Source organism: Kocuria salina (assembly GCF_013368965.1).
Classification (GTDB): domain Bacteria; phylum Actinomycetota; class Actinomycetes; order Actinomycetales; family Micrococcaceae; genus Kocuria; species Kocuria rosea.
This window is the reverse complement of record NZ_SSSF01000003.1, coordinates 177,405-196,495: the sequence shown is the minus strand read 5'-3', so window position 1 is coordinate 196,495 and position 19,091 is coordinate 177,405. Positions and strand designations below refer to the sequence as shown.

The following is a 19,091-nucleotide window of genomic DNA, read 5'->3' as shown; positions in this document are numbered from 1 at the left end:
CCGCCCACGGAGGGCGCGGTCGCGGGGAGGGCAGGTCGTGCTGGTCGCGGTCAGTCTACCGGCCGGTTCCGCGGCGCCGGCCGGGGCCCGGTCGTTTCTCTGTAGGCTGATCATCTTCTCCGCTCCTCGTCCCCGCTCCTCGTCTCCGCCCGCGCCCGCTCCGGGCGGGCCGGCGCTCCCTCCGGTGCGCGGCGCCCGGCCGGCGGCCGCGGGGCCGTCGCGGCGCGCGAGTACAGTGGTGGCGACCCCCTGCCCGCCACGCCCACCCCAGGAGACCGGACACCCGTGCACCTGAAGACCCTGACCGTGCGGGGGTTCAAGTCCTTCGCCTCGGCCACCACCTTCGAGTTCGAGCCCGGGGTCACCGCCGTCGTCGGCCCCAACGGCTCGGGCAAGTCCAACGTGGTGGACGCCCTGGCGTGGGTCATGGGGGAGCAGGGCGCGAAGTCCCTGCGCGGCGGGAAGATGGAGGACGTCATCTTCGCCGGCACCGCCGGCCGGGCCCCGCTCGGCCGGGCCCACGTGTCGCTGACCATCGACAACGCCGACGGCGCCCTGCCCATCGAGTACTCCGAGGTCACGATCTCGCGCACGCTCTTCCGCTCGGGGGGCTCCGAGTACGCGATCAACGGCCGGCCGTGCCGGCTGCTCGACATCCAGGAGCTGCTCTCCGACTCCGGGCTCGGCCGGGAGATGCACGTCATCGTGGGCCAGGGCCAGCTCGACCGCATCCTGCACGCCACCCCGGAGGAGCGCCGCGGCTTCGTCGAGGAGGCGTCCGGGGTCCTCAAGCACCGGCGCCGCAAGGAGCGGACGCTGCGCAAGCTCGAGGCGATGCAGGCCAACCTCGACCGGCTCGAGGACCTCACCGCCGAGATCCGCCGCCAGCTCACCCCGCTGGGCCGGCAGGCCAGGACGGCCCGGCGTGCCCAGCGGATCCAGCACGACGTCCGCGACGCCCGCGCCCGGCTGCTGGCCGACGACCTCGTGCAGGCCCGCACGAGCCTCGCCGTCGACGAGGACGCCGAGCGCCGGCTGCGCGCCGAGCGCGCCGAGGCCGAGCAGGCCCTCGACGCCGGCCGCGCCCGGCAGGCCGACGTCGAGGCGCGCGCCGCCGAGGCGACCCCCGCCCTGAACACCGCGCGGGACACGTGGTACCAGCTCACCGCCGTGCAGGAGCGCTACCGGTCCCTCGCCTCGCTCGCCGCCGAGCGGCGCCGGCTGCTCGGGTCCGCGGCCGAGCCCGCGGACCCGGGGCGGGACCCGGACCGGCTCGACGCCCAGGCGGCCCGCACCCGCGAGGAGCAGCACCAGCTCCTCGAGCAGGTCGAGGACGCCGTCGACGCCCTCGCCGAGGCCATCCAGGAGCGCGAGGACGCGGAGGCCGCGGCGCGCGACCAGGACGGCGTGGTCACCGGTCTGCTCCGGGCGGCCGCCGACCGCCGGGAGGGCACGGCCCGGCTCACCGGCGCGGTCGCGGCGGCCCGCTCCCGGGTCGAGGCGGCCGAGAACGAGCTCTCCCGCCTGCACACCACCCACGCGGACGCCGGGCGGCGCCGGGTGCAGGCCGGCGCCGAGGCGGACAGCCTGGCGCTCGCGGCCCAGGACGCGGCCGGCGCCGCCGAACGGGCCCGCGCCCGCCACGAGCAGGACGCCGAGGCCGCCGCCGGCGCCCGCGCCGCCGCTCGGGAGGCCGAGGCCGCGGCCCAGGAGCTGCTGCGCGCCCACGACGCCCAGCGCGCCCGCGCCGAGACCCTGCGCGCCGCCCTGCGCCAGCCCGACGGCTCCGCGGCGGTCCTCGACGGGCACGCCGACGCCGTGCTCGGCGCCGTCGTCGACCTCGTCGACGTCGAGCCCGGCTGGGAGCGGGCGGTCACCGCCGCCATGGGCCCCTTCGCCGAGGCCCTCGCCGTGCGCTCCCACGGCGCGGCCGTCTCCGTCTTCGAGTCCCTGCGCGCCGACGGCGTGGGCCGGGTGCACCTGCTGGTGGCCGCCGGCGCCCCGGACCGGTCCGGCCCCGCCCCGGCGCTCCCCGACCGTCCCGGGGTCCGGCCCGCCGCCGCGGTGCTGCGGGACGGCGAGGGCGCCGGCCCGGGCGACGACGACGCGCGGCGCGGAGCGGCCGCCGTCCGGGCCCTGCTGGCTGCGACCGTGCTCACGGAGGACGCCGCCACGGCCGCCCGGATCGTGGCCGACCGGCCCGAGCTGACGGCCGTCACCCGGGGCGGCGACGTGTTCACGGGCAGCAGCGCCTGGGGCGGCGCCGCGGAGGCGGCCGGCACGCTCGAGACCCGCGCCGCGGCCGAGGCCGCCGAGGCGGAGCGGGCCGAGCTGGGCGCGGCCCTCGACCGGGCGCGGGCCGCCTCCGGCGCGGCGGCCGCGGCGCGGGACACCGCCCGCCGGGCCGCCGAGGAGACCGCGGGGCTGCTGCGCGCCGCCGAGCGCACGGCGGACCGGGCCGCGTCCGAGCTCTCCCGGGTCCGGGCCGTGCTGGACTCGGCCGAGGCGGAGACCCGGCGCTACGACGAGCAGGTCGCGGCCGCGCGGGAGCACCTGGCCCGGGAGCAGGAGCGGCTGCGCGAGGCCGCCGAGCGGCTCGGGGCCGCCGAGGAGCACGGCGAGGAGGACACCGAGACCGTCCAGCTCGAGGCCGCCGCCCGCCGCGACGAGCTGCACCGGGCCGCCACGACGGCCCGCACCGCGGAGACGGAGGCCCGGCTCGCCCTGCGCTCCCTCGAGGAGCAGGCCCGGGCCCTCGGCAACCGGGCCGCGTCCCAGGAGCGGGCCTCCGCCGCCGAGCGCCGGGCGCGGGAGGAGGCGGAGCGGCGGGCCCGGCGCCGCCGGATCCAGGCCCGCAACGCCGAGGCGGTGCTCGCCGGCGCCGAGCAGCTGCTCGAGCTCGTGGCGGCGTCCGCGGCGGTCGCCGCCGCGAAGCGGGACCGGGCCGAGGCCGTCCGCGCCGGGCTGGACGCGGAGCTGACGGACCTGCGCGCCGCCAACGACCGGCTCGCCGCGCGGCTCGCCGGGCTCACCGACTCCGTGCACCGGGACGAGCTGGCCCGCACCCAGCAGCGCGCCCGGATCCAGGCCCTGGAGGACCGCTCCCTCGAGGAGCTGGGGCTCACCCCGGACGCGCTCGTGGAGCACTACGGACCGCACCTGCTGATCCCCGACCCCGACCTCGACCCCGGCGCCGGCGCCGGCTCCGACCGCGCCCCCGGGGCGCCGCAGGACGACGCGCCGGCGGCGGCCGAGGACGGCCAGGACGCCCTGTTCGGCGTCGCGTCCGGCGACCCGGCCGAGGCCGCGGGAGGCGCCCCCTACGTGCGCGCCCAGCAGGAGGCGCGGCTGCGCCGGGCCGAGAAGGAGCTCGCCTCCCTGGGGCGGGTGAACCCGCTGGCGCTGGAGGAGTTCGCCGCCCTCGAGGAGCGCCACCGCTTCCTGGCCGAGCAGCTCGAGGACCTCAAGCGCTCCCGGCAGGACCTGCGCAGCATCATCCGCGACGTCGACGAGCACGTGGAGCGCGTCTTCGCGGAGGCCTACGCCGACACCGCCCGGGAGTTCGAGGGCGTCTTCGCCACCCTGTTCCCGGGCGGGGAGGGCCGGCTGCGCCTCACCGACCCCACGGACATGCTCAGCACCGGGATCGACGTCGAGGCGCGCCCGGCCGGCAAGAAGATCAAGCGGCTGTCCCTGCTCTCCGGCGGGGAGCGGTCGCTGACGGCGATCGCGCTGCTCGTGGCGATCTTCAAGGCCCGCCCCTCGCCCTTCTACGTCATGGACGAGGTCGAGGCGGCCCTCGACGACCGCAACCTCGGTCGGCTGCTGAGCATCTTCCGCCAGCTGCAGGAGACCTCGCAGCTGATCATCATCACCCACCAGAAGCGGACCATGGAGATCGCCGACGCCCTCTACGGGGTCGCGATGCGCGGGGACGGCGTGACCACCGTGATCGGGCAGCGGCTCGCCGAGCTGCGCTGAGCCCGCCGTGCTCGTGCCCGGGGCGCTACTGCCCGGCGCCGCGCACGGGCGGGGTCTCGGGCCGCTCCATCGTGTCCCGCACCGGCAGCCACGCCCCGGCGGCCAGCAGCATGATCGCCCCGGAGACCCCGAAGGCCCAGCCGAAGCCCGCGGCGTCCGCCAGCGCACCGGCCACCACGGGGCCGAGGATCTGCCCGGCGTCGGCGCTCATCTGGAACCGGGCCAGCACCGGTCCGCCGGCCCGGTCCGGTCCGATGACGTCGGCCACGGTCGCCTGCTGGCCCGGGTTCAGGGTCCCGGAGCCCATCCCGGCCACGAGCGAGAGGACCACGAACCACGGGACGTCCTGGACCAGGCCCAGCCCCATGGTCGCGACCCCGTTGAGCACCAGGCCCGAGAGCACGAGCGGCCTGCGCCCGAACCGGTCCGTGAGCCGGCCGGTGACCGGGAGGGTCATCGCGTTGCCCGCGGCGTAGACCGCCAGGGCCAGGCCGGCCACGGCCGGGCCGGCCCCCAGCACGGCCACCGCGAACAGCGGCACGAGTGCCACCCGGATCCCGTGGGCGGTCCACCCGTTGGCGAAGCTGGAGACCAGGGCGGAGCGGTAGGCCCCCACCCGGCGCGCCTCGGCCACGGTCATCACCGGCTGGTTCCGGCGGTCCGCGCCGGCGCCGAGCACCTCGTCCTTGAGCCGGAAGTGCACCACGGCCACGGCCACCAGGAGCGACACCGCGTAGATCAGGAACGGCGCCTGCATGCCGAAGCCGGCGAGCAGGCCGCCGACCACGGGGCCGAGCACCCCGCCCACCAGGAACGCAGAGGCGTAGTAGCCCGAGACGCGCCCGCGCATCCGCGGCGGCGCCAGCCGCACGATCAGCCCCATCGCCGAGATCGTGAACATCACCGAGCCGATCCCGCCGAGGCCCCGGAACAGCAGCAGCTGCCAGTAGGTCTGGGCGAAGGCGGTGGCCGCGGAGGACAGCGCGACGATGAGCACGCCGGTCACATAGGTCGGGCGCTCGCCGATCCGGTTCAGGATCCGCCCGCCCGCCGGCGCGAAGAGGAGACGGGCCACGGCGAAGACGCTGACCACGGCCGAGGCCGCGGCCACCCCGACCCCGAAGGTCGTGGCGAACTGGGGGAGCACCGGGGCCACGATGCCGTAGCCGATCGCGATGACGAAGGCGGCGGCGATGAGCACCGTGATCTGCTGGGGAACGCGGTCGCGCTCGGGCGCGGCGGCGGCGGGCTGGACAGGCACCCGTCGAGTCTAGGACCCCGGGCGGCGGCCCGGCCCCGCGGCCCCCGGCCCGGGGACCGGGCGGTGTGAGAAGCTGGGCGACGTGGATTCGATACCCGTTCTCGCATACGTGCTCATCGCCGTCGTGGTCCTCGGTCTGCTCGGGCTGGTCCTGCTGCGGGGGCCCAAGGCGCCCCGCGGCGGCTACCCCTCCACCCGGGACCCCGACGACCTCGAGGGCGGCCCCGTCGCGGCCCCCGGGGACCTGGAGCCCGGCACCGCTCCGGTCCCGCCCGCCGACACCCGGCCGGCCCTCGACCGCCCCGAGTCCGCCGCGTCCCGGATGGCGCGGCTGCGCGGGCGGCTGGCCAGGTCCAACAACGTCTTCGGCAAGGGCCTGCTGGCCCTGCTCTCGCGCGACCGCATCGACCAGGACGTGTGGGACGAGATCGAGGAGACGCTGCTGCTCGCCGACCTCGGCACCGACTCGTCCATGGCCCTCGTCGAGGCCCTCCAGCGCCGGGTCAAGGTCGAGGGCACCAACGACCCCGCCCACGTGAAGGCCATGCTCCGGGAGGAGCTCCTCGCACTGGTCGACCCGTCGATGGACCGGTCCCTGGCCGTGGAGCGCAAGGGGCCGGTCCCCGCCGTCGTCCTCGTGGTGGGCGTCAACGGCGTGGGCAAGACCACCACCGTGGGCAAGCTCGCGCGCGTGCTCGTCGCCGAGGAGAAGGACGTGGTGCTCGGCGCCGCGGACACCTTCCGCGCCGCGGCCGCCGACCAGCTCTCCACCTGGGGCGCCCGCGTGGGCGTGCCCACCGTGCGCTCGCACGTCGAGGGCGCCGACCCCGCCTCGGTGGCCTACGACGCCGTGACCGCCGGCATCGAGCACGAGGTGGACGTCGTGATGATCGACACCGCCGGCCGGCTCCAGAACAAGGCGGGGCTGATGGACCAGCTCGGGAAGATCAAGCGGGTCGTGGAGAAGGCCGCCGCCGTCGACGAGGTGCTGCTCGTCATCGACGCGACCACCGGGCAGAACGGCATGACCCAGGCGCGGGTCTTCGCCGAGGTGGTCGACGTCACCGGCATCGTCCTCACCAAGCTGGACGGCACCGCCAAGGGCGGCATCGTGGTCGCCATCCAGAAGAGCCTCGGGGTGCCGGTCAAGCTCATCGGCCTCGGCGAGGGACCCGACGACCTCGCGCCCTTCGAGCCCGAGAGCTTCGTGGACGCCCTGCTCGACTGATCCGTCCCCCTTTTCCCCCACACGCCCGCCGCAGTTCACGTGCTCGTAACCATGGCGGCGGGCGTGAAACATGTCCGCAACCCCGCGCGGCGGCAGGCGAAACATCTCTCTCGGAGACTCGACAGTGAACGGTGAGCACCGGACGGCCCCTCGGGGAACGGGCCAGTGGCACCGGTGACCTGACAAGCTTCAGAGAGAGGTGCACATCGTGGAAATCACCGCTGGACACGTGTGGACGATCGTGGCGGCAGCCCTGGTCTTCTTCATGACCCCCGGACTGGCCCTGTTCTACGGAGGGATGACCCGCGCCAAGGGCGTCCTGAACATGATGATGATGAGCTTCATCTCCATCGCGTTCGTCTCCGTGGTGTGGGTCCTGTGGGGCTACTCCATGAGCGGCGGGGACCCGCTGCTGGGCGGACTCACGGGCAGCCCCGTGCCGTCCTTCGCCCTGGCCGACATCATGGGCACCGAGGACCTCCTCGGCGCCGCCTACGGCGGGACCTTCGCCATCATCACCGTCGCCCTGATCTCCGGGGCGATCGCCGACCGGGCCCGCTTCGGCGCCTGGGCCGTGTTCGTGCCCGTCTGGGCCACGCTCGTCTACGCCCCCCTGGCCTACATGGTCTGGGGCGGCGGGCTGCTCACCGAGGACGGCGCCGTGGGCTCCGCGATCGGCGAGGCCATCGACTTCGCCGGCGGCCTCGTGGTGCACATCAACGCCGGCGTGGCCGCGCTGATCCTCATCATGATCGTCGGCGCCCGCCAGGGCTTCGGCAAGGACCCGAGCCAGCGCCCCCACAACCTGCCGCTCGTGATGCTCGGCGCCGCGATCCTGTGGTTCGGCTGGTTCGGCTTCAACGCCGGTGCCGCGGGCACCGCCGAGCAGGCCGGCCTCATCTGGATCAACACCCTCGTGGCCCCCTCCGCGGCCATGCTGGGCTGGCTGCTCACCGAGCGCATCCGCGACAAGCACGCCACCTCCCTGGGCGCCGCCTCCGGCGCCGTGGCCGGGCTCGTGGCCATCACTCCGGCCTGCGCCAACGTCTCCCCGGTCTGGGCGATCGTGATCGGCTTCGTGGCCGGCATCTGCTCCGCCCTCGCCGTGGGCCTGAAGTACCGGCTGCGCATGGACGACTCCCTGGACGTCATCGGCGTGCACCTCGTCTCCGGCATCGTCGGCACCGTGGCCCTGGGCTTCGTGGCGCTGCCCTCCGAGGGCACCGCGGGCCTGTTCTACGGCGGCGGCTTCGGCCTGCTGCTCACCCAGGTCGTCGCGGTGCTGGTCTCTGTCCTGTACTGCGCCGTGCTCACCTTCGTCATCGCCATCGCGATCGACAAGACCATCGGCTTCCGGATCACGGAGCGGGACGAGATCGACGGCATCGACATCACCCAGCACGCCGAGTCCGGCTACGCCCTGGCCGGGGACGCCACGGGCTCCTTCAGCCCCGGCCGGCACGCCGCGGGCGAGGACGCCTCGTCCTTCGAGCCCGGCCGCTCCGAGCCGGTGCACAGCTGAGCCGTGCGGCGACCGCCGGCGCATTCCCTCCTCACGAAAGGCATCCCTTCCATGAAACTCGTCACCGCGATCGTGCGCCCCGAGAAGTTCAAGGACATCAAGTCCGCCCTCGAGTCCTACGGCGTCCAGGGCATGACGGTCCAGAACGTGCACGGCTACGGGCAGCAGCGCGGGCACACCGAGGTCTACCGCGGCGCGGAGTACACGGTGGACCTGCTCGAGAAGGTCCGGGTCGAGATCCTCGTGGACAACCACCAGGCCACGGACATCGTCGACGTCATCGTCTCCTCCGCGAACACCGGCCGCGCCGGTGACGGGAAGGTGTGGGTCACCGACGTGCACCAGGCCGTGCGCGTGCGCACCGGCGAGCGCGACGAGACGGCGCTCTGACCCCACCCGTCCCGACGGCCGGCCCCCTCCACCGGGAGGGGGCCGGCCGTCGTCGTCCCCGCACGGCGACGGGGCGGGCCCCGCGCCGCCCGGAGTTGCTAACCTTGGACACTGACCCGCCACACCGGGCCGGGCCGCGGCCCGCGGCGCAGACCGCGGGGCACCGGCCGCCTCCCTCGACGAAAGCAGCTTTCGACCCGTGTTCAATTCACTGTCCGACCGGTTGACCGCCACCTTCAAGAACCTCAAAGGCAAGGGACGCCTGACCGAGGCGGACGTCGACGCCACCGTGCGGGAGATCCGCCGCGCCCTGCTCGACGCCGACGTCGCCGTGCCGGTCGTGCGGGAGTTCACCGCCGCGGTCAAGGAGCGCGCCCTCGGGCTCGAGGTCTCCGAGGCGCTGAACCCCGGCCAGCAGGTCGTGAAGATCGTCAACGAGGAGCTGCAGAACATCCTCGGAGGCCAGACCCGCCGGATCCGGATGGCCAAGACCGGGCCCACGATCATCATGCTCGCCGGCCTCCAGGGCGCCGGCAAGACCACCCTGGCCGGCAAGCTCGGCAAGTGGCTCAAGGGCCAGGGCCACCGCCCCCTGCTCGTGGCCTCCGACCTCCAGCGGCCCAACGCGGTCACCCAGCTCAAGGTCGTGGGCGAGCGCGCCGGCGTGCCGGTCTTCGCCCCGCACCCGGGCACCACCTCGGAGTTCGACGACCCCACGGGCGACCCCGTGCAGGTCGCCCGGGACGGCGTGGCCCAGGCCCGCGCGCGGCTGCACGACGTGGTCATCGTGGACACCGCCGGCCGCCTCGGCATCGACGAGGCCCTCATGGACCAGGCCCGCGACATCCGCGACGCCGTCCGGCCCGACGAGGTGCTCTTCGTCATCGACGCCATGATCGGCCAGGACGCCGTGAACACGGCCCAGGCCTTCAACGAGGGCGTCGACTTCACCGGCGTGGTCCTGTCCAAGCTCGACGGCGACGCCCGCGGCGGCGCCGCGCTGTCCGTGGCCTCCGTGACCGGCAAGCCCATCATGTTCGCCTCCACCGGGGAGAACGTCGACGACTTCGAGCAGTTCCACCCGGACCGCATGGCGTCCCGCATCCTCGACATGGGCGACGTCCTCACGCTGATCGAGCAGGCCGAGAAACAGTGGGACCGCGACGAGGCCGAGAAGATGGCCCGGAAGTTCACCGACCAGGAGGACTTCACCTTCGAGGACTTCCTCGCGCAGATGCAGCAGCTGCGCAAGATGGGGTCGATGAAGAAAATGCTCATGATGATGCCGGGCGCCGCCGGCATGCGCGAGCAGCTCGAGAACTTCGACGAGCGCGAGATCGACCGCGTCGAGGCCATCGTCCGGTCCATGACCCCGCACGAGCGGGTCGCGCCCAAGATCATCAACGGCTCACGCCGCGCCCGCATCGCGAAGGGCTCGGGCGTCACCGTCTCCGAGGTGAACCAGCTCATGGAGCGCTTCGCCCAGGCGCAGAAGATGATGAAGCGCCTGGCCCAGGGCAAGGGCGTGCCCGGCATGCCCGCCGGCATCCCCGGCATGCCCGGTGCGGGCGGCGGCCCGAAGAAGGGCAAGGGCAAGGGCGCCGCGAAGAAGGGCGGGTCCCGCTCCGGCAACCCCGCCAAGCGGGCGCAGGAGAACGCGGCCCTCGAGCAGCAGCGCAAGCAGAAGGCGCCCGCCGGATCGGCGTTCGGCGCGGCACCGGGGCAGCCGGACCCCGCGGACCTGAACCTGCCCAAGGGCTTCGAGAAGTTCCTGGGGCAGTGATCGCGCCGTGAGCTCCTACCTGTCCGAGACCGAGCTGAAGCAGTTCGTCGACTCGCTGCCCACCCGCCGCCTCGCCGCGGAGGCCCTCATCCGGGACCCCGAGGGCCGCGTGCTCCTCGTGGAGCCCAACTACAAGTCCGACTGGACCGTGCCCGGAGGCACCGTCGAGGCGGGGGAGGACCCCCGCACCGGGTGCTTCCGCGAGGTCGTCGAGGAGGTCGGCCTGCACCTGCCCGAGGGCCGGCTGCTCGTCGTCCACCACGGCGTGGCGATGGGCCTGTGGGGGGACTCGGTCTCCTTCGTCTACGACGGCGGCGTCATCGGCGCCGACACGCCCATCACGATCCAGGAGGAGGAGCTGCTCAGCCACCGCTGGACGGCGCCGGAGGACCTGGACCGGTACCTGCGGCCCGGACTGGCCCGCCGCCTGCGGGCGGGCCTGGCCGCCCTCGAGGACGGCACCACGGCCGAGCTCGTCGACGGGCCCCGCTGAGCGCCCCGGGGCCACCGGGCGCACGCCTCGGGCCCCCGGCCCGGCCCCGGCGACGGCGTAGCATGGACGCCATGACCTCACTCCCCGCCGACGACATCGCATCCCCCACCTCCGCGTGGGACCTGGTCCCGGCCACGGTGCTGTGCGCGACGGAGGACACCGCGTCCGAAGGACCCGGGCCGCGCCCCACCTGCGAGGGGATGCGCAAGGTCATCGCCCACCACCGCCTGATCAGCGCCTACGCCGAGGGCCCCCGGGCCACGCAGCTGATGTTCCTCGCCGACGCCGAGGGCCGGCTGGCGCAGGGGGCCGAGGACGGCTCCGTGCAGCCCGGCTGCACCCTCGACGAGCTCTCCGAGACCTTCGTGCGGATGACCGGCCAGCAGCTCCAGCCCGAGCACCCGGGGCTGCGCCGGGTGCTGCTCGTGCACCTGGACGCCCCCGAGCTGCCCGTGCTGGCGGCCCTGTCCGGCACCGGCTTCACCGCCGTGTCCCGGCACGGCTGGTCCGTGGTGGTCTTCGACGCCGAGGTCGACTTCTGGGCCGTGCGCACCGGTCTCGCCGAGACCGCCGTGGCGCTGTCCTCGGACGGGGCCACCCGCTCCTTCGAGGTCCTGCTCGCGGGGGAGGACCCGGCGTCCGTCACCGACCTCGATGCGGCCGACGCCGTGTGCGCCCTCGAGTGGGGCCCCGACTGGCTCCCCGCGGGCGGCGTGTCCGTCGAGGCCGAGCAGACGCCGGCCGCCCGGTTCGAGCGCGACCTCGTCCGGCTGTGCTCCGGCGGCACCTCGGACCTGCAGATCGAGTCCGTGGCCTCCGTCTTCGACCTGGACCCGGCCGAGACCAACCGGCTGCGCAACTACGTGCTGGGGGAGTCCACCGACCTGGTCCTGGAGTCCGTCCTGCAGCTGCTGGGCCTGCCCGTGCTCGCCGCCAAGGTCGTCGAGGGCCACCGGGAGCTCACGGCCACCGAGGGCGCCGAGCACTACGAGCCCACGGGCGTGGGCTCGGCCCTGCTGCGGGGGATGACCACCGAGCCCACCGGCGACGGGCTGTTCGCGCGGTACCAGCGGGCCCTCGTCCGCCGCCCGGAGCTGCTGCTGGCCGTCGCCGGCACCGAGACGGCCCTCGGGGTGGGGCTCGCCGGCGCGGCCCGGCGCGGCGGGGCCGGGGCGCGCGTGCTCGGCACCCTCTCCGCGGCGCTGCTCGCGGACGCCGCCGCGGAGAGCGCCTACTACGCCGCCCTGCGCGGCGCGCGCCGCCGGCGGAACGAGGAGCGGCCCGCGGCCCCCGGGCCCGCCGCCCAGCTCTCCGAGCCCTCCGCAGCCCCCGGCTCGCGAGCACGCCTGCGCCGCTTCTTCGGCCTGCACCGCGGCTGAGAGCGCCCCCGCAGGATCCCCCGCGGGGCGGAAGTCCCGCGCCGCCGCCGCGGGCTACCGTGGGGGCGTGCACACCCGACCCACCACCGACCCGGACACCGACCCGGACGCGGGACCGGACCCGGCCCCCGTCCGGCGCGCTCCGCTCGCGGTGCGCGTCACCGCCTGGCTGAACGACCCCGAAGACCCGTTCTGGTCCCGGCCCGCGCCCACGGCGGCCCAGCGGCGCAACGACGTGCTGGCCGCCCTGGGCTTCCTGCTCGTCACCCTCCTCGCCTCCGTGCTGCTGCACAGCTACGCGGGGCTCGCCGAGGGTGACGAGCCCTGGCGCTTCTACCTCAGCACCGTGCTCATCGTGGTGCCCCTCGCCGTGCGCCGCCGCTTCCCGCTGCCGGTCGTGGTCGCGTCCTCCGCGCTGTTCCTGGGGCTGACGTACGCGAGCCCCACGGCCGCCATGACGCTGCCCTTCCAGGGCGCCTACTTCGCGGCCCTCTACGCCGCCGTCGCCTGGTCGCGCGACCGCCAGGCCCTGTGGGTCGCCATGTCGGTGGTCGTGGGCACCATGGGGCTGTGGCTGCTCGGCGCCTTCACCATCACCAACGCCTACGCGGACTTCCTCTCCGGTCTGGGCGAGGTCGACGGGCCGCTGCCCCAGCTGCCGTCCTACGCGGTGTACACCCTGATCGTGAACGCCGTGTACTTCGGGGGGGCGGTGCTGGCCGGGCGCGCGTCCTGGCGGGCCGCGCTGCAGCAGCACCGCCTCGCGGCCCAGGCGCAGCGGATCCGGGACCAGTCCGCCGAGATCGCCCGCCGCGCCGTCGTCGACGAACGGCTGCGCATCGCCAGGGAGCTGCACGACGTCGTCGCCCACCACGTGTCCGTCATCGGCATCCAGGCGGGGGCGGCGCGCAAGGTCCTGGACCGTGACCCCGCCGCCGCCACGACCGCCCTGCGCACGATCGAGGCGTCCAGCCGGACCGCCGTGGGGGAGATGCGCCAGCTGCTCGGCGTGCTCCGCGCCGAGGGCGAGGAGGGCGCCCCGGGCCCGGGCGGAGGCGCCCCCGACGCCGCGCGCCGGCCGGACCCCGGCCTCGCCGACATCGACGCCCTCGCCCGCCGGCACGCGGACAACGGGCTCGCGGTGGACGTCCGCACCGTCGAGGCCGTCCCGGGTGACCTGGACAGGATCCCGCCGGCCCTCGGCCTGTCCGTCTTCCGGTGCGCCCAGGAGTCCCTGTCCAACGTGATCCGCCACTCCACGGCCGGCACCGCGTCCGTCACCCTGCGCACCGGCCGCGGCCCGGAGGGGCAGCCGTGGTTCGAGCTCGAGGTCCTCGACGACGGCTCGCCCCGCCGCGGCACCGCCGGCACCGGGTTCGGCCTCCAGGGGCTGCGCGAGCGCGTCCGCCTGCACGGCGGCGAGGCGGAGATCGGGCCGCGCTCCGGCCGGCCCGGCTGGCGGGTCCGCACCCGCTGCCCCCTGCCCCCCGGCGGCACCGGGGAGGACGCCCCGGACGCGGCCGCCGGCGCCGCCTCCGGCGCCCCGGACGGGATTCTGCGAGGATCGGAGGCATGATCCGTGTCCTGCTCGCCGACGACCACGCCCTCGTGCGCTCCGGCTTCGCCATGGTCCTGTCCGTGGAGGACGACATCGAGGTCGTGGCCCAGGCCTCCGACGGCGCGCAGGCCGTCGCCGCCGCCCGCGACGGGGCCGTGGACGTGGCCCTGCTCGACGTGCAGATGCCGGTCATGGACGGCATCGAGGCCACCCGCCGGATCGTCGGGACCGGGTGCGCGAAGGTCGTGATCGTCACCACGTTCGACCGCGAGGACTACCTCTTCGACGCGCTCGCCGCCGGGGCCAGCGGGTTCCTGCTGAAGAACGCCGACCCGGACGACCTCGTGGAGGCCGTGCGCGCCGTGGCCGGCGGCCACGCGCTGCTCGCCCCCGAGGCCACGCTGCGCGTCATCCGGGCCCTGACCGCGGACGCCCCGGCACCCGCCCCCGAGGCCGCTCCCGCGCCGGCCGACCCCCTGCCGTCCGACCCCGCCCGGCGCCGGGTCGTCGAGTCCCTCACCGAGCGGGAGCACGAGGTGCTGCTGCTGGTCTCGGACGGGCTGTCCAACGCGGAGATCGCCCAGCGGCTGTTCCTCGGGCCCGCCACCGTCAAGACGCACGTGTCCAACATCCTCGCCAAGACGGGCTCCCGGGACCGGGTGCAGGCCGTCGTCTTCGCCCACCGGGCAGGCCTCGTCGGCTGAGCGGGCTCCGCCCCGGGACGGAGGCCGCCGGCCGCGACCCGCTCCCCGGGGCGCCCGCACTCCGCCCGGGTGGGGATCCGCCGGGGCCCCCGCGTTCGTAGGCTGACCACGAGCCGCCCGGCACCCACCGGGAGGACGCACCCCGAGAGGACCCGGGCCCATGAGCACCAGCACCACCCCCGCCGCGACCACGACCCGCTTCCGGAGCCGCCCCGAGGGGCACGTCCTGGAGGCGCGGGGCCTGAGCCGGTCCTTCGGGGGCCGCACCGTGGTCGAGGACGTCTCCTTCCGGGTCGAGCCCGGCCGGATGACCGGCTTCGTCGGGGCCAACGGCGCGGGCAAGACCACGACCATGCGGATGCTGATGGGCGTGCTGCGCGTCTCCGCCGGCGAGGTCCTGTGGGACGGCCGTCCCGCCACCGCGGCGGACCGGGCCCGCTTCGGGTACATGCCCGAGGAGCGGGGGCTCTACCCCAAGCAGCCGGTGCTCGACCAGCTCGGCTACCTCGGCCGGCTCCACGGCATGGACCGCCGGGACGCCCTCGCGGAGGCCGGGCGGCTGCTGGAGCGCTTCGGCCTGGCCGAGCGCGGGAAGGACAGGCTGGAGTCCCTCTCCCTCGGCAACCAGCAGCGGGTGCAGGTCGCCGCCGCGCTCCTGCACGGGCCCGCCGCCCTGGTGCTGGACGAGCCGTTCTCCGGCCTGGACCCCGTGGCGGTGGACTCCATGGTCGAGCTGCTGCGCGAGCACACGGCCCAGGGCGTGCCCGTGCTCTTCTCGAGCCACCAGCTCGATCTCGTCGACCGGCTCTGCGACTCCCTGGTCGTCCTCTCCGGCGGCCGGGTCCTGGCCTCCGGCACGGCCGAGGACCTGCGCCGCACCGGTCCCCGCCGGCACCGGCTGCGCTGCGAGCAGGACGCCGGCTGGGTGCGGGACCTGCCGGGCGTTCGCGTCGTCGACGTCGACGGACCCGCCGCGGTGCTCGAGCTCGCGGACGCCGCCGCCCGCCGCCGCGTCCTCGAGACCGCTGTGCCCCGCGGGCTCCTGGAGTTCGCCGAGATCGTGCCCTCCCTGTCCGACGTCTACCGGGAGGTCACCCGATGAGCGCCCGCCCGCCCGCAGCCCGTCCCTGGTGGATCGTCACGTCCCGCGAGATCTCCGTCAAGCTGCGGGACCGGTCCTTCCTGCTCTCCACGGTGGTCACGGTGCTCCTCGTGGCCGCCTCGATCGCCGCCTCCGCTCTGTTCGGAGGCCGGGCCGCCGACCACGTCCTGGCGACCGCGGCGCCCGACGCGGCGCCCGTCGCGGCGCGGGCCGCGCAGGAGCTGGCCGAGCGCGGCGAGGACACCCTCACCGTGCACTCCGCCCACTCCCCGGACGCGGCCCGCGAGGCGGTGGCCGACGGGACCGCCGACGCCGCGCTGCTGCGGGACCTCGACGGGTGGACGGTGGTCGGCCAGGACGACGTCGACCCCGCCCTCGCCCGGGTCCTCGAGGACGCGGTGGCCGCGGAGACGCTGGCGGCCGGCGCCCGGGCCGCCGGGACGACCGCCGAGGAGCTGACCGCGGGTGCCGAGGTGCGCACCGAGCTGCTGTCCGGCGGCCAGGACCGCGGCCCCGCACGGCTCGTGGTGGGCTTCGTCTTCGCGTTCCTGTTCTACCTGGCCGCCATCCTCTTCGGCATGGCCATCGCCAACTCCGTGCTCGAGGAGAAGCAGAACCGGGTCGTGGAGATCCTGGCCACCGCCGTCCCCGTCCGGCAGCTGCTCTACGGCAAGGTGCTCGGCAACTCCCTGCTCGCGTTCGGTCAGATCGGGCTCTACGCCGCCGTCGGCCTCGTCGGCGTCAACGTCACGGGCGCCGCCGCGGACGTCGGCTGGATCCTCGCCGCGTCCGGCTGGTTCGTGGCCTTCTTCGTGGCGGGCTTCGCCGCGCAGGCCTCCGTCTGGGCGGTCCTCGGCTCCCTGGCCTCCCGCTCCGAGGACCTCCAGACGAGCACCGGGCCGATCATGACGGTGCTCATCGGAGCCCTCTTCGTGGGCCTCTACGCCGAGGGCGCGTGGCTCACGGCCGCGTCCTTCGTCCCGGTCGTCTCCTCGGTGGCGATGCCCATCCGGATGCTGGACGGCGGCGTGGCCTGGTGGCAGCCCGTGCTGTCCCTCGCGCTGGCCCTCGCCGCGGCCTGGGTGCTGCTGCGCCTCGGGGAGCGGATCTACCAGCGCGCCGTGTTCCAGGGCGGACGCTCCCTCACGTGGCGGGAGGCCGCGCGCCTCGAGCAGTGAGCGGGCAGCGCGCCGCCGGACGCCGGACTTGACGGCGTCTGGCATACTGGACGGGTACTCGATGCGTGCGGTCCCTCTCGCCGCACGTTTCTCGTGTCCACAGAACCCCTGTGACCGGCCCGCCCCACGGGAGCGAGACCAGGGCGTTCACCTCATCCAAGAACCAGGAGAGTCCACACCAGTGGCTGTTAAGATCCGTCTCAAGCGCATGGGCAAGATGCGCGATCCCCGTTACCGCGTCGTCGTCGTCGACTCCCGCAAGAAGCGCGACGGCCGCGTCATCGAGGAGATCGGCAAGTACCACCCGACCGAGCACCCCTCCTACATCGAGGTCGTCTCGGACCGGGCCCAGTACTGGCTCGGCGTCGGCGCCCAGCCGTCCGAGGCCGTCGCCGCCATCCTGAAGGTGACCGGCGACTGGCAGCGGTTCAAGGGCGAGGAGGGCGCCGAGGGCACCCTCCGGACGCGCGAGCCCAAGGCCGAGTTCGTCGCCCCCGACAAGGGCTCCGTGATCGTCCCCGAGGCGATCACCCCCAAGGGCGAGAAGGCCGAGCCGGCCGCCCCCGGTGCCGAGTCCGACGACGCCCCCGCGGCTGACGCCGAGAAGGCCGAGTAGTCATGCTCGCCGACGCGTTGGAGCACCTGGTCCGCGGGATCGTGGACAGCCCCGATGACGTCGACGTCCGTGTCAAGAGCGGGCGCCGGTCGGAGACCCTCGAGGTCCGGGTGCACCCGGACGACCTCGGGCGGGTCATCGGCCGCCAGGGCCGCACGGCCAAGGCGCTGCGCACCGTCGTGGGCGCACTCGCCGAGGACGGCCCGGTCCGGATCGACGTCGTCGACACCGACCGTACCCGCTGAGGCGCGCACCGGGCGCCCCGGCGTCCGGTCCCGCCGCCCGCACGGTCCCCGCATCCGCACCGGATGCGGGGACCGTCGGCTTTTCCCCGCCACCGCACCCCTCCCCGCGGCCACCCGGCCGCCGACCCCCAGGAGATCCATGAAGGTCCAGGTCGCCCGCGTCGGCAAGCCCCACGGCATCCGGGGGGAGGTCACCGTGCAGCTGTTCACCGACGCCCCGGAGGAGCGCTTCGCCCCCGGCGCCCGGCTGCTGCTCGAGCCGTCCGTCCCCCTCGCCCCCGAGGGCGTGGTCACCGTGCGCGGGGCGCGCTGGAACAAGGCCGTGCTCGTGGTGGCCCTTGAGGAGGTCCCCGACCGCAACGGGGCCGAGACCCTGCGCGGAGCCCACCTCTACGCCGAGGCGCTGGAGGAGGACCCCGAGTCCGACGAGTGGTACGAGCACGAGCTGGTCGACCTCGAGGTGCGCACCGGCCCCGAGGACGGGTCGGGCCCGCGGATCGGCGTGGTCACCGGGCTGCGCACCCTGCCCGTCCAGGACCTGCTGGAGATCGAGCTCGACGAGGGGCGGCGCGAGGCCGTGCTCCCCTTCGTCGAGGAGATCGTCCCGGTCGTCGACCCCGAGGGGGGCTTCGTCGTGGTGACCCCTCCGCCGGGGCTGCTCGAGCTCGGCCTCGACGACGGGAAGCCCGACGAGGGGAACGACGACGACGGGAACGGCGACGCCGTGAACCCCGGCGACGGGAACCCCGGCACCGGGGACCCCGCGGACGGGGCGACGGAGGGCGGGCGCTGATGCGCATCGACGTCGTCAGCATCTTCCCCGAGTACCTCTCCGCCCTGGACCTCTCCCTGATCGGCAAGGCCCGGCAGCAGGGCCTCCTCGAGCTGACCGTGACGGACCTGCGCGAGTTCACGACCGACCGGCACCGCACCGTGGACGACACCCCCTACGGCGGCGGGGCCGGCATGGTGATGAAGCCGGAGCCGTGGGCCGCGGCGCTCGGCGCCGTCCTCGGCGGCGGACCCGCGCCGGCGGGGGAGCGGCCGGTGCTGGTCGTGCCCTCCCCGGCCGGTGAGGTCTTCACTCAGGCCACCGCCCGCGAGCTGGCCCTGCGGGAGCACCTCGTCTTCGCGTGCGGGCGCTACGAGGGCATCGACGAGCGCGTGGTGGACTGGTCCCGCGAGCACTTCGAGGTCCGCCCCATGAGCCTCGGCGACTACGTCCTCAACGGCGGGGAGGTCGCCGTGCTCGCCATGGTCGAGGCCGTCGGGCGCCTCGTGCCCGGCGTGGTCGGCAACCCCGAGTCCCTCGTGGAGGAGTCCCACGCCGACGGCCTGCTCGAGTACCCCGTCTACACCAAGCCCGCGCTGTGGCGGGACCGGCCGGTCCCCGAGGTCCTGCTCTCCGGCCACCACGGCCGGATCGCCCGCTGGCGGCGGGACCGCCAGCTGCAGCGCACCGCCGCCCGCCGCCCCGACCTCGTCGCGTCCCTCGACCCCGCCGGCCTGGACCGCGCGGACCGCGCCGTCCTGGCCGAGGCCGGGTGGGTCGTCTCGGGCGGACACGTGGTGCGCGCCGGGGACGGCGCCTCCGGGGAACCTGTGGCATAATGTTCAGCTGTGTGTCTGCTGGGCACGCCCCTGCCGCAGG

16 protein-coding genes are annotated in these 19,091 nt (G+C 75.1%); 15 read left to right on the top strand and 1 reads right to left on the bottom strand.

Annotation, left to right across the window (positions count from 1 at the left end):
• Nucleotides 1-285 precede the first annotated feature (285 nt).
• Nucleotides 286-3,981, top strand: coding sequence for a chromosome segregation protein SMC (gene smc, locus E7Z53_RS07655; protein WP_176337506.1), 3,696 nt, complete (start codon nt 286-288; stop codon nt 3,979-3,981).
• A 25-nt stretch (nt 3,982-4,006) separates the two neighbouring features.
• On the opposite strand, the gene E7Z53_RS07650 is transcribed toward smc, so the two are convergent.
• A complete protein-coding gene (locus tag E7Z53_RS07650; RefSeq protein WP_017833769.1) occupies nt 4,007-5,242 on the bottom strand; it encodes an MFS transporter in 1,236 nt (411 codons plus the stop codon).
• 82 nt (nt 5,243-5,324) lie between these two features.
• Between E7Z53_RS07650 and ftsY the strand changes: the two genes are divergently transcribed.
• From ftsY to trmD, 14 genes are all read left to right on the top strand, one after another.
• On the top strand, nt 5,325-6,470 hold the full coding sequence (gene ftsY / locus E7Z53_RS07645) for a signal recognition particle-docking protein FtsY (protein WP_052133099.1): 1,146 nt from the start codon (nt 5,325-5,327) through the stop codon (nt 6,468-6,470).
• A gap of 208 nt (nt 6,471-6,678) precedes the next feature.
• Nucleotides 6,679-7,992 carry an ammonium transporter gene (locus E7Z53_RS07640; RefSeq protein WP_081615781.1) on the top strand — a complete coding sequence of 438 codons (1,314 nt, stop codon included), beginning with the start codon at nt 6,679-6,681 and terminating at the stop codon, nt 7,990-7,992.
• Nucleotides 7,993-8,043: 51 nt separating this feature from the next.
• Nucleotides 8,044-8,382: a P-II family nitrogen regulator gene (locus tag E7Z53_RS07635; RefSeq protein ID WP_017833766.1), complete on the top strand. Its 339-nt coding sequence runs from the start codon at nt 8,044-8,046 to the stop codon at nt 8,380-8,382.
• Nucleotides 8,383-8,581: 199 nt separating this feature from the next.
• A complete protein-coding gene (gene ffh, locus E7Z53_RS07630) occupies nt 8,582-10,165 on the top strand; it encodes a signal recognition particle protein (protein ID WP_017833765.1) in 1,584 nt (527 codons plus the stop codon).
• Between the two features lie 7 nt (nt 10,166-10,172).
• Entirely contained in the window at nt 10,173-10,658 is a 486-nt protein-coding gene (locus tag E7Z53_RS07625) for an NUDIX domain-containing protein (RefSeq protein ID WP_017833764.1), read from the top strand.
• A gap of 71 nt (nt 10,659-10,729) precedes the next feature.
• Nucleotides 10,730-12,037: a hypothetical protein gene (locus E7Z53_RS07620; protein ID WP_052133100.1), complete on the top strand. Its 1,308-nt coding sequence runs from the start codon at nt 10,730-10,732 to the stop codon at nt 12,035-12,037.
• Between the two features lie 67 nt (nt 12,038-12,104).
• The gene (locus tag E7Z53_RS07615; RefSeq protein ID WP_095650549.1) at nt 12,105-13,613 is read left to right on the top strand and encodes a sensor histidine kinase; all 1,509 of its coding nucleotides are present in this window, start codon (nt 12,105-12,107) and stop codon (nt 13,611-13,613) included.
• Nucleotides 13,610-14,299: a response regulator gene (locus tag E7Z53_RS07610; RefSeq protein WP_176337505.1), complete on the top strand. Its 690-nt coding sequence runs from the start codon at nt 13,610-13,612 to the stop codon at nt 14,297-14,299. The genes E7Z53_RS07615 and E7Z53_RS07610 overlap by 4 nt, the downstream gene beginning before the upstream one ends.
• 160 nt (nt 14,300-14,459) lie before the next feature.
• A complete protein-coding gene (locus E7Z53_RS07605; RefSeq protein ID WP_017833760.1) occupies nt 14,460-15,401 on the top strand; it encodes an ABC transporter ATP-binding protein in 942 nt (313 codons plus the stop codon).
• On the top strand, nt 15,398-16,579 hold the full coding sequence (locus E7Z53_RS07600; RefSeq protein WP_035929806.1) for an ABC transporter permease: 1,182 nt from the start codon (nt 15,398-15,400) through the stop codon (nt 16,577-16,579). Before E7Z53_RS07605 ends, E7Z53_RS07600 begins: the two co-directional genes overlap by 4 nt.
• A 181-nt stretch (nt 16,580-16,760) precedes the next feature.
• Nucleotides 16,761-17,195, top strand: a complete 435-nt coding sequence (gene rpsP / locus E7Z53_RS07595; RefSeq protein WP_031283142.1) for a 30S ribosomal protein S16 — start codon at nt 16,761-16,763, stop codon at nt 17,193-17,195.
• Between the two features lie 2 nt (nt 17,196-17,197).
• The gene (locus E7Z53_RS07590; RefSeq protein WP_017833757.1) at nt 17,198-17,440 is read left to right on the top strand and encodes an RNA-binding protein; all 243 of its coding nucleotides are present in this window, start codon (nt 17,198-17,200) and stop codon (nt 17,438-17,440) included.
• A 139-nt stretch (nt 17,441-17,579) separates the two neighbouring features.
• Nucleotides 17,580-18,233 (top strand): ribosome maturation factor RimM, encoded by a 654-nt coding sequence (gene rimM, locus E7Z53_RS07585; protein ID WP_035929809.1) that lies wholly within the window; start codon nt 17,580-17,582, stop codon nt 18,231-18,233.
• Entirely contained in the window at nt 18,233-19,051 is an 819-nt protein-coding gene (gene trmD, locus E7Z53_RS07580) for a tRNA (guanosine(37)-N1)-methyltransferase TrmD (protein WP_035929813.1), read from the top strand. The genes rimM and trmD overlap by 1 nt, the downstream gene beginning before the upstream one ends.
• Nucleotides 19,052-19,091 lie beyond the last annotated feature (40 nt).